The sequence below is a fragment of the Jatrophihabitans sp. genome (assembly GCF_036389215.1).
Taxonomy (GTDB): domain Bacteria; phylum Actinomycetota; class Actinomycetes; order Mycobacteriales; family Jatrophihabitantaceae; genus Jatrophihabitans_A.
Map to the genome: position 1 here is coordinate 1 of NZ_DASVQG010000126.1, position 9,917 is coordinate 9,917.

Consider the following 9,917-nt stretch of genomic DNA (forward strand, 5'->3'; position numbering starts at 1 on the left):
ATAGAAAACGCCCGCCGGGGAATTTTCGAGTAGTCGACTACTCGAACGGGCCCCCGGACACGAGAAAGCCCGGCCCCGCTGATGCGGGACCGGGCTCCTCTGTGCCTTCAAAAAGAGCAGCTGGACTTCTAGTCCTCGCTGTCCAGCTGTACCGCTACTGGGGCGGGCTCGGGTCTTCGGACCCGCGCCCGCCCTTGCGTTCATCCCGCGCCGCGTTCATCCCGCGCCGCGTTCCATCCCGCACGGGTTAAGCCAGCTGCTGGTGGATGGCCGCCGCCGCCCGGGCTCCGGAGGCCAGCGCGCCCTGCTGGGAGGCGGTGTCGCGGTGGTCGCCGGCCACGAACAGCAGCTCGGTCAGCCGGACCGGTTGCCGGACGGCCAGCGGCGGTCGCATCGCCGGCAACGCATCGCCGATCGCGTCGACCCGCAGCAGCTGCCAGCCCGCCGTGCCGGTGCCGTACACCAGCTCCAGCTGCCGGCGGACCCGTTGCTCGGTGCCGGCCGCCGGCAGGCCGACCATGCTGGCCGCGATCAGCGCCCGGCCGTCCGGGGAGTAGGCCGGTGCGGCGGCCGACAGCACCGCCGTGTTGGCCACCGGGCCGCGGCGCAGGCCGTCCAGGTGCAGGATCGGCCGGGGCTCCGGCGAGCGCTCGGCGGCGAACCAGAACGTGGTCAGGCTGCGCAGCTCCGGCCGGGGCAGGCCGGTGAGCGCCGCGGCGGTGGCCGGGTCGGTGGCCACCAGCACCGCCCGTCCGGTCAGCGGCCCGGCGACGCTGCGCACGGTCGACCCGGTCACTGCCTCGACCGGCGTCCCGAGCCGCAGGGCGCCGGCCGGCAGCGCGGCTGCCAGCTGCTCGCCCAGCACGCCGGCCAGGAACGGTTCCAGCACACCGGTGCGCAGCGGCCCGCGCACGCCGGCCCGGTCCAGCCGCTGGCCGTACGGCTCGTCCGGCCCGGCCAGCAGGTCCGCCGGCCGGCTGAGCAGGCAGCGCAGCGCCCAGCGGGCGAACCGGGCCTGCTCGAGCGGCGAGCCCAGCCCCCGCAGCGTGCTCGGAAGGTCGCGCGGGCTGCGCCGCGGATCGGCCAGCACCCGGTGCCGCCCGTCCAGGGCCACCCGGACGCCGGCCGCGAACTGCCGCAGCTCAAGCTGGTCCGGATCCAGCACGCCGGTCCGGACCAGCCGGCGCAGCCGGGGATAGGCCGGGTTGACCAGCTGGAAGCCCCGATCGAGCCGGAATCCGTCGACCAGGTCGGTGACCACTCGCCCGCCCGCCCGGTTGGCGGCCTCCAGCAGGATCACCCGCCGGCCCAGCCGGGTGAGCTCGAGGGCGGCGGACAGCCCGGCCAGGCCCGCGCCGACGATGACCACATCGGCGTCGGGCGATGCTGGCATCGCCTCACGGTACTGAGCGGGCGCTGTTGCGCGGCGGGTGGCCTGGCGCCCCCCGGCTCGCCCGGACCCTCAGACCGCGATCGGCGCCTTGATGGCGGGATGCGGATCGTAGCCGGCGAGCTCGACGTCGGCGATCTCGAACTCGCCGAGCTGCCGGCGTGCCGGATTGAGGCGCAGCGTCGGCAACGGCCGGGGCTCGCGGCTCAGCTGCAGTTCGGCCTGCTCGACGTGGTTGAGGTAGAGGTGTGCGTCGCCGAAGGTGTGCACGAAATCCCCCGGCTGCAGGCCGGTCACCTGGGCGACGAAGTGGGTCAACAGGGCGTAGGAGGCGATGTTGAAGGGCACCCCGAGGAAGACGTCGGCCGAGCGCTGGTAGAGCTGGCAGGACAGCCGGCCGTCGGCGACGTAGAACTGGAACATCGCGTGGCACGGCGGCAGGGCCATCTGGTCCACCTCGGCGACGTTCCAGGCACTGACGATGTGCCGCCGCGAGTCGGGATCGGTCCGGATCGAGTCGACCACGTTGGCGATCTGGTCGATCCGGCGGCCGTCCGGCGCCGGCCAGGAGCGCCACTGGTGCCCGTACACCGGGCCGAGCTCGCCGTCCGGGCCGGCCCACTCGTCCCAGATGCTGATGCCGTGCTGCTGCAGCCAGCGGACGTTGGTGGAGCCCTGCAGGAACCAGATCAGCTCGCCTACCACCGACTTCATGTGCAGCTTCTTGGTCGTCACCGCCGGAAAGCCATCGGCGAGGTCGAAGCGCAGCTGGTGGCCGAAGATGCTCAGGGTCCCGGTACCGGTCCGGTCGGCCTTGCGCACGCCCTTGTGCAGGACGGTGTCGAGTAGATCCAGGTACTGCCGCACCGGGCAACGGTAGCAGCGCGCGGGGCCCGGACCCCGTGGACGGGCCGGGCCGCGTCATCGGCGATGATCTCGCTATGAAGATGCGTGTCGAGACGACCTCGGCGGCCACCGTGGAGCAGACCTTCGCCAGCCGGGTCGAGCAGAGCGTCCGGGAGCGGGCGTGCCGCGAGTCCGGGGCGCTGTCCTACGAGGTACTGATCGAGCACGCGAGCGACGGGGGCGCCCGGGTTCTGGTGCGGCGGGTGATGCCGGCGCGAGTGCCTGAGATCGCCCGCAGGTTCGTCGGCGAGACCCTCTCGATCGATCAGGTCGAGCAGTGGAGCGCCCTCGGGCCGACCGGCACCCGGACGGCGGTGGTGAACGTGACGGTCAAGGGCCAGCCCGCCAGCATGACCGGCTCGATGGTGCTGTCACCGACGCCGGACGGTTCCACCGAGCTGGTGACCGGCGAGGTCAAGGTCGGCATCCCGTTCCTGGGCCGGCAGATCGAGCCCGAGATCGTGAAGGTGATAGAAAGCGCGTTGCGCATCGAGCAGCGGGTCGGCCAGGACTGGGTACGCGAGAACGGCTGAGCGGCCATGGTTCAGCTGTGGAGCTGCGACTGCTGAGCTGCAGCTGTTGAGCCTCAGCCGCTGAGCGCCGCGGCCAGCCGGTCGTACGGCGCGATCAACCCGGCCGGTGAGTCCGGGACGGCCGCCGGCATTCCGGCCGAGTGCGGGCACCCGACCGGCATATCGGCCTGCTGAGAGTCCTGGGCAGCTGTCCGGCCGCCGGTGGCCGGCCGGTCGTGGGCAGGTCGCCGGCCGCCGGTCGCCAACCGGGCCCGGGCGGTCATCCCGCGGCGGGCCAGCGGTGCCACGCTGTCGGTTGCGGCGGCGAGGCCGGACGGTGGCATCGCCCGGTAGATGGTTTCGTAGTGTCCGGACCGGACGGAGTAAGTCTCGTGGAAGATCCCTACGGCGGTGCTCTTGGTGGCGTTGCGGTTGAACGCCTTCCAGGCCGGCCGGTGCTTGCCCTGGGAATCGTGGGCGTAGCTGATCAGCTGCTCCACGGTGTCCCAGTACTGGACGGCCATGATGGTGCGCCCGGAGAAGAACGTGCGGGCCGAGCGGCAGCCGGAGGACGGCTCGCGCAGCAGTTCCCGAATCATCGGCAGGAAGGCGAGTACAACTGGACCCCAGTACTGGACGCTGCGCCACCGGTTGATCCGCATGCCGATCAGGAACACCACTACGTCGGCGTCGTGATCGGCTGTGGTGGACTCTGCGATGGGAATGGAGGCCACTGGATACTCCTTAGATAGTGTTAGTGTTTAATGCTAGGATAGCGTTACTATCCAATCTTTCAAAGGGGCAACCGGGTGCGAATTTCGGAGCTGGCCCGGCAGAGCGGCCTGCCGGTCGCGACGATCAAGTTCTACCTGCGCGAGGGACTGCTGCCGCCCGGCGACCCGATCTCGCGGACCCAGGCCGAGTACAGCGACGCCCATCTCGAGCGGCTGCGGCTGATCAAGGCCCTGCGCGACATCGCCGATCTGCCGGTAGCCACCGTCGGCACGGTGCTGGCGGCCGTCGACGACGAGGAGATGCCGCTGCTGGACCTGCTCGGCGTCACCCAGACCGCGGTCGCCGGTTCCAAGGGCACGGCATCGGCCAGCCAGGCCGGGGTGGAGCTCGCGGCCCAGCTGCTGGCTGACCTGGAGTGGACCTTGATGGAGGATTCCCCGCTGGTGGATTCGCTGGCGCGGGTGCTGGACGTGCTGCGGGGCGAGGGGGAGCCGGTGGACGCCGAGAGCCTCAAGCCGTGGGCCGACGCCGCCAGGGCGGTCGCCGAGGTGGAGATGGATCACATCCCGGTGGAGGCGCCGCGCGCCGAGGCTGCCCACATCGTCGCGGTCGGCACGGTGATCTACGGGGAGTTGCTGGCTCAGCTGCGGCTGGCGGCCCAGGAGGCGGTCAGCCTGGACCGGTTCGGGCCCGCGGCCGAACCGGCGGAATAGTGCTCAATCTCCGCGCAGGCGGAAAGTGCTCAGTCTCCGCGCAGCCGGGCGGCCGCTGACTCCGGAGTGATGTCGTTGATCCACACGGCGGCCCCGGACTCCGACCCCGCCAGGTACTTCAGCTTGCCCGCGGCCCGCCGGATCGTGAACACCTCGGTGCCCAGGTGCCAGCTGTCGGCGAATTGCCGGACCGGTGCCTGGTGCCAGCCGGCGATGTAGGGCGTCGGGGTGTCGAAGAGCCGGTCGAAGCGCTGCAGCAGGTCCAGGTAGCTGCGCGCCAGGTCGTCGCGCTCGTCCTCGGTCAGCTCCGGCAGGCTTGCGACATGACGGTTGGCGACCAGCCTGGCCTCATAGGGCCAGCGGGCCGCGAACGGGACCAGCGCCGTCCAGTGCTCGCTGCGGGTGATGATCCGCTCTTCGGCGGCCAGCTCACGCTTGAGCAGTACGCAGCGCAGGCACTCGCCGTGCTCGTCCTGATAGTCCGCGGCAGCCCGTGCGGCACGCAGCATCCGCGGTGGCACGAACGGGTAGCCGTAGATCTGGCCGTGCGGGTGCGACAGCGTCACGCCGATCTCCTCGCCCCGGTTCTCGAAGCAGAAGACGTACTCCACCTCGGGCAGCCGGCTGAGCTCGACCGTCCGGTCGGCCAGGGCATCGATCACCGTCCGGGCGTGCTGCTGGCTGAGCTGGGCGAAGGAGGTGTCGTGGTCGCTGGTGAAGCACACCACCTCGCAGCGCCCGGTACCGGGGCCGGACCGGAACGGAAAGTCCTCGACGACATCGAAGGCGTCGGCGGATTCGGTGGCCAGGGACGGAAACCGGTTCTCGAACACCGCCACGTCGTAGTCGGCGGCCGGTACCTCGGTCGCCTTGCCGTCCGTGCTCGGGCACAGCGGGCAGAGGCTGACCGGCGGCTTGTAGGTGCGCGACTGCCGGTGCCCGGCGATCACCGCCCACTCGCTGAACAGCGGATCCCAGCGGATCTGGGACGAGGTGGCCGTCGCGGGCAGGTCGCGGGTGTCCTTGGCTGACCGGTCGGCCCCCTGGGCCAGGTCGTAGTAGAACAGGTCCCGGCCGTCGGCCAGGGTCTGGTGCTGCCGGTAAGTCATGATCTGCTGCCTTCCGGGGCGGTGGGCACCACGATGAGTTTCCCGACCGCCTCGCTCAGTACGGCCTGCGCCTCGTTCGGCAGGCCGTCATCGGTTATCAGGATGTCGGCGGCGGACAGCGACCCGAAGTCAGCCAGCCCCACGGTTGCCCACTTGGACGAGTCGGCCACCACGATCACCGTCTGGGCGCGCTCGATCAAGGACCGGTTGGTCTCGGCCTCGGCCAGGTTCGGGGTGGTGAAACCCGCCACGACGTCCATGCCGTGCACCCCCAGGAACAGCTGGTCGAAGTGCAGGGACCGGATGGTGGCGTCGGCGACCGGGCCGACCAGGGCCGCGCTGGGGGTGCGGACGCCACCGGTCAGGATCACCGTCTGCTTGCTGCCGTCCGAGGAGCCGATCGTGTCGGCCACCGCGGTGGAGTTGGTCACCACGGTGAGCCCGGGGATCGAGGCGACGTGGCGGGCCAGCGCCCAGGTGGTGGTGCCGGCAGACAGCGCGATGGCCGTTCCCGGCGTGATCATCCGGGCGGCCTGGGCGGCGATCGCCTGCTTGGCGGGCTGGGCCAGGGTGCTCTTGGCCTCGAAGCTCGGCTCATCGCTGACCTGGCTGCCGAGCACCGCGCCGCCGTGCACCTTCTGGATGGCGCCGTCGGCCGACAGCTGGTCCAGGTCACGCCGGATCGTCATGTCCGAGACGCCGAGCAGGATGGTCAGCTCCGACACCCGCACTCCGCCGGCCCGGCGCACCTCTTCCAGGATCCGGGCCTGCCGTTGCCGAGCGAGCATCGAGACCGTCCCTGTGGGCCGACTTGCCTGTCGCTGACTTTGTCGCGAACTCTAGCCAGAGTTCATCACTCTCAAACAAATGTCAACAACATCACGCAGGTTCGCTGCTCACCCAGCCACAGTCTAGGACAGATTGGGTGGGTCGCGGCAGCTCAGTCCGATGCGTGTGGATCTGCTGTCGCTCGACACGGTGAACCGGCCCCCGAATGGAGGATTCGGTCATGTGGTCAGGCGCATCTGGTCGAGCTTGGCTCACGATGCAGTGGTACCAGGTGGGGATTCACACCTGACCCGCGCTCCTCTGGCCGGCGGCACAGCCCAAGGCCTCGGCGGCTGACCGCAGCCGCCTGTCGCGTGTCCAGAGTGACGTGTTTCCGCTAGTCAGCAGAACGGCGGCAAGCAGGTGCGCATCGACGTAGCCGATGCCGAGACCGGAAAGAGAGTGCGCCTCGATCAGCGTCATCACCTCAGCGTGCGTTGCGGTTACTGACTGGGGCAGGTTGGCGAGCAAGCCGAGGACACCTCCTCTGTCGGTCAGCTGTCCCAGGGCGATTTCGCCCGTCACCGCGGGATGGCACAGAACCTCGCCGTTCATCAGGAGGCCGGCGAGCGCGGCGTCACCGCGGCGCAGGTGGTCGATCCAGACCGACGTATCGACCAGAATCATCGGGACGGCGACTGATTACGTCGCGGAGCCGCGCGCAGGTCTGGCTCGGTGCCCCCGAGGCGGGCCAGGCGCCTGGCGCTCTCCCGCTCGATCAGCGCCCGCAGCGCCTGGCGCAGCAGCGCGCTCTTCTCCGTGGTGCCGGTGAGGCGCTGTGCCTCGTCCACCAGGTCGTCGTCCAGGGCTACCGTTGTACGCACTGCCCCTCCGCATCATTGATGGCATCAGATGATGATGATACGCGTGCCGATGCTGGGTGCGCGCACAAGAGAATTGCTCGCTAGTCGTCCTCCGCGGGGAACTCCGGCAGGCTGGGTCCGACCAGGTCGTCGGCGTCGATGATGGTGTAGGCGTAGCCCTGCTCGGCCAGGAACCGCTGCCGGTGCGCGGCGTACTCGGCGTCCAGGCTGTCGCGGCTGACCACCGTGTAGAAGTGCGCCTGCCGGCCGTCGTGCTTGGGCCGCAGCACCCGTCCCAGCCGCTGGGCCTCCTCCTGGCGGGAGCCGAAGGTGCCCGAGATCTGGATCGCCACGGCCGCCTCGGGCAGGTCGATCGAGAAGTTGGCCACCTTGCTGACCACCAGCACCCTGGTCTCGCCCGCGCGGAAGGAGTCGTAGAGCCGCTCGCGTTCCCGGTTGGGCGTCGATCCCTGGATGATCGGGATGTCGCCGAGGTGGTGGGAGATCTCCTCCAGCTGGTCGAGGTAGGCACCGATCACCAGCACCTGGTCGTCCGGGTGCTGGCTGACGATCGCCTCGATCACCGGCAGCTTGGTGCGCGCGGTCGCCGCCAGCTTGTACTTGTCCTCGGGCTCGGCGGTGGCGTACGCCATCCGCTCGGCGTCGGTGAGTGTCACCCGCACCTCGGAGCAGTCCGCCGGGGCGATCCAGCCCTGGTTCTCGATGTCCTTCCACGGCGCGTCGTAGCGCTTGGGGCCGATCAGGGAGAACACGTCGCCCTCCCGGCCGTCCTCGCGCACCAGCGTCGCGGTCAGGCCCAGCCGCCGGCGTGACTGCAGGTCCGCGGTCAGCCGGAAGATCGGTGCCGGCAGCAGGTGCACCTCGTCGTAGATCACCAGCCCCCAGTCCCGGGAATCGAACAGCTCCAGGTGCCGGTACTCGCCCTTCCGCCGGGTCGTCATGATCTGGTAGGTGGCGATGGTGACCGGCCGGATCTCCTTCTTCTCCCCGGAGTACTCGCCGATCTCCTCCTCGGTCAAGGAGGTGCGGGCCAGCAGCTCACGCTTCCACTGCCGCCCGGAGACGGTGTTGGTGACCAGGATCAGGGTGGTCGCCTTGGCCTGGGCCATCGCCGCCGCGCCGACCAGGGTCTTGCCGGCGCCGCAGGGCAGCACCACCACGCCCGAGCCGCCGAGCCAGAACGAGTCCACCGCCTGCTGCTGGTAGGGCCGCAGCGTCCAGTCGGCGTTGTCCAGCTCGATCGGGTGCGCCTCGCCGTCGACGTAGCCGGCCAGGTCCTCGGCGGGCCAGCCGATCTTGAGCAGGGCCTGCTTCAGCCGGCCACGCTCGGACGGGTGCACCAGGACGGTGTCGTCGTCGATCCGCTCGCCCAGCATCGGGGCGATCTTCTTCTGTCGCAGCACCTCTTCCAGCACCGCGCGGTCCAGGCTGATCAGGACCAGGCCGTGCACCGGGTGCTTGACCAGCTGCAGCCGGCCGTAGCGGTCCATGGTGTCGGCGACGTCGACCAGCAGCGCGTGCGGCACCGTGTAGCGGGAGAACCGGACCAGGGCGTCGACGACCTGCTCGGCATCATGGCCGGCGGCGCGGGCGTTCCACAGCCCCAGCGGTGTCAACCGGTAGGTGTGCACGTGCTCGGGGGACCGTTCCAGCTCGGCGAACGGCGCGATGGCCGCGCGGGCCTCGGCGGCCGTCGGATGGTCGACCTCGAGCAGCAGGGTCTTGTCGGATTGGACGATCAGAGGTCCGTCGGTCACCCGGGGTGTACTCCTTGCGAGGCTGTCTGGTGGTACGGGCGGATTCAGGGGCTGGCCGCTGGACGGCCAAGCTGCCAAGTATGTCAAGGATTTCCGGCGCCGCGATGTTCCCCGGCCGTGACCGCGCTCAGCCCGGCTCGTCCAGCAGGCTGACGGTGGTGATCCGCTGCAGCGGGTAGCTGCGCAGCCGGCCGTCCTCGGGGTCGTGGCCGCGGATCATGCCGCCACCGAGCGAGATCGGCAGCAGGATGCGCTGGGACGGGGTGCCGGTGTCGTCGACGTAACCGATCGCGATCTGCAGCTCCTCGCGCACCGCGGTCCGCAGCAGTTCCAGGATCGAGGCCGAGGTGACCCCGGGTACCTGCTGGGAGACCCGGCTGGTGGAGTTGGTGACCGCGGCGGCCAGCCGCTCGCTGGCCCGGAGCCGATTGACCACCTCGACCAGCTGGCTCTCGCCGATCGAGCTGGCGCGCACCCTGGAGATCCGGGAGTGCGGGCGGCCGGGCACCCGTGGGGTGTCGGCGGCGAAGCTGACCACCGCCCCGTCCGCGGACTCGGCGGCCGGTGCGAAACCGGCCCGGCGCAACCGGTCCAGGACTCCTGAGATGGGCGCCGAGGCGATCAGCACGGTGGGGGCGATCCGGACCAGGCCCAGGGACTCCAGCCCCGGCTCGGTGAGCACCCGGTTCAGCAGCGCCTCGTCGTCGCAGCGCAGGTAGCTGGTGGCGGTGCCGGTCCGCAGCCGGCCGTGCTGGGTGGCCACGTCGTTGATCAGGTACTGCAGGGCTTGGGGCACCGGGGTCCGCGACCGGCTCGCGAAGAACTGCTGCAGGTCAGCACCGGTGCGCCCGGCGTCCAGTGCCCGGCGCAGGCTGACCGGGGAGATCCGGTACACCGAGGCCCCACCGGTGGACTCCAGGGCGGCCACCAGGTTCAGCTCGCGCTGCAGCTCCGGCGCCGGCGGTCCCGGCACGACGGCGGTCAGATCGGGCTGCAGCAGGAACTCCTCGACCGCCTCGGGCAGCGCCGCGGTCAGGGCGTGGGTGGCGTTCGCCTCGGCCTGGGCCGCTCCGGTCTCGGCTCCGTGCAGCAGCGCCCGGGTGTAGCCGGTGACCGCGCCGTAGCCGGTCAGCCCGAGCGTGG

Annotated in this window: 11 protein-coding genes; 2 read left to right on the forward strand and 9 right to left on the reverse strand. The window is 70.6% G+C overall.

The features are described from left to right. Window positions 1-247: 247 nt before the first annotated feature. Together VF542_RS05655 and VF542_RS05660 are read right to left on the reverse strand one after the other, a co-directional pair. Complete coding sequence (locus VF542_RS05655; RefSeq protein WP_408650728.1) at window positions 248-1,393, reverse strand: FAD-dependent oxidoreductase; 1,146 nt, start codon at window positions 1,391-1,393, stop codon at window positions 248-250. Between the two features lie 69 nt (window positions 1,394-1,462). Further along, window positions 1,463-2,257 (reverse strand): thymidylate synthase, encoded by a 795-nt coding sequence (locus VF542_RS05660; protein ID WP_408650729.1) that lies wholly within the window; start codon window positions 2,255-2,257, stop codon window positions 1,463-1,465. A gap of 74 nt (window positions 2,258-2,331) precedes the next feature. On the opposite strand from VF542_RS05660, the gene VF542_RS05665 reads away from it, so the two are divergent. Further along, entirely contained in the window at window positions 2,332-2,829 is a 498-nt protein-coding gene (locus VF542_RS05665; RefSeq protein ID WP_408650730.1) for a DUF2505 domain-containing protein, read from the forward strand. A gap of 53 nt (window positions 2,830-2,882) precedes the next feature. On the opposite strand, the gene VF542_RS05670 is transcribed toward VF542_RS05665, so the two are convergent. Continuing rightward, the gene (locus VF542_RS05670) at window positions 2,883-3,542 is read right to left on the reverse strand and encodes a DUF4188 domain-containing protein (RefSeq protein WP_408650731.1); all 660 of its coding nucleotides are present in this window, start codon (window positions 3,540-3,542) and stop codon (window positions 2,883-2,885) included. A gap of 75 nt (window positions 3,543-3,617) precedes the next feature. On the opposite strand from VF542_RS05670, the gene VF542_RS05675 reads away from it, so the two are divergent. After that, a complete protein-coding gene (locus VF542_RS05675) occupies window positions 3,618-4,256 on the forward strand; it encodes a MerR family transcriptional regulator (RefSeq protein ID WP_408650732.1) in 639 nt (212 codons plus the stop codon). Between the two features lie 29 nt (window positions 4,257-4,285). Here the strand turns inward: VF542_RS05675 and galT are convergent, their stop codons facing one another. The 6 genes from galT to VF542_RS05705 all read right to left on the reverse strand — a co-directional run. Further along, entirely contained in the window at window positions 4,286-5,365 is a 1,080-nt protein-coding gene (galT, locus tag VF542_RS05680) for a galactose-1-phosphate uridylyltransferase (RefSeq protein ID WP_408650733.1), read from the reverse strand. Further along, window positions 5,362-6,153 (reverse strand): DeoR/GlpR family DNA-binding transcription regulator, encoded by a 792-nt coding sequence (locus VF542_RS05685; RefSeq protein ID WP_408650734.1) that lies wholly within the window; start codon window positions 6,151-6,153, stop codon window positions 5,362-5,364. Before VF542_RS05685 ends, galT begins: the two co-directional genes overlap by 4 nt. Before the next feature lie 280 nt (window positions 6,154-6,433). After that, window positions 6,434-6,820 carry a type II toxin-antitoxin system VapC family toxin gene (locus VF542_RS05690; RefSeq protein WP_408650735.1) on the reverse strand — a complete coding sequence of 129 codons (387 nt, stop codon included), beginning with the start codon at window positions 6,818-6,820 and terminating at the stop codon, window positions 6,434-6,436. Then, window positions 6,817-7,017 (reverse strand): type II toxin-antitoxin system VapB family antitoxin, encoded by a 201-nt coding sequence (locus VF542_RS05695; RefSeq protein WP_408650736.1) that lies wholly within the window; start codon window positions 7,015-7,017, stop codon window positions 6,817-6,819. The genes VF542_RS05690 and VF542_RS05695 overlap by 4 nt, the downstream gene beginning before the upstream one ends. Before the next feature lie 80 nt (window positions 7,018-7,097). Continuing rightward, on the reverse strand, window positions 7,098-8,774 hold the full coding sequence (locus VF542_RS05700; RefSeq protein ID WP_408650737.1) for a DNA repair helicase XPB: 1,677 nt from the start codon (window positions 8,772-8,774) through the stop codon (window positions 7,098-7,100). Window positions 8,775-8,901: 127 nt separating this feature from the next. Continuing rightward, the coding region (locus VF542_RS05705) for a helicase-associated domain-containing protein (protein WP_408650738.1) at window positions 8,902-9,917 on the reverse strand (1,016 nt) is incomplete at its 5' end.